General features: G+C 50.5%; 1 protein-coding gene. It reads right to left on the reverse strand.

What is annotated here, in order from left to right; all coding sequences use genetic code 11:
* Positions 1-484 (reverse strand): nitroreductase family protein (locus ACTHUR_RS17830; protein WP_440400066.1); only part of this gene is annotated, 484 nt, incomplete at its 3' end.
* Positions 485-529 lie beyond the last annotated feature (45 nt).

A 529-nucleotide genomic window follows, 5' to 3' on the forward strand; every position in this document is an offset into this window, starting at 1 on the left:
TCATCAGGCCGATGATTTTGTCTTTGTCGGCACACTCAAATGCTTCTAGCAACAATGGGCTGTTGACCCACATGCCCGTAATCCAAACATTGTCGAAGCCTTGAGCAGAAGCAGCCAGTTGCAATGCGTAGGCGGCGCAGCCGGCAGTCAACATTTGTTCCCATTCAGGTTTCGGTTTTGCTACTTCACGGTTCGGCGCGAATGTAACGCCGATAATCATAGGCGCCATGTTGCCGACGCGTTCGGCCTTTTTCATGGCATCATCGCCGAAGTTGAGTTCGGTAACGGTCTTGCCCAAAAGCTCGCGGAAACGTTGCAAACCGGCTTCGCTTTGAATCACAGTAAAGCGGAAAGGGCGCATATTGCCGTGATCGGGTACTTGTGTTGCCGCTTGCAGCATTTGTTCCAGTTGCTCGGCGTTGGGCGCCGGAGCAGCCAGTTTTTTGGAAGAGCGACGCGTGGTGAGGAGATTTAAGGCATCCATTTTTATTCTTTCTTGTGAATTCGAATGAGAATAATTATATAGCAG

Source organism: Neisseria sp. P0021.S007, assembly GCF_051956855.1.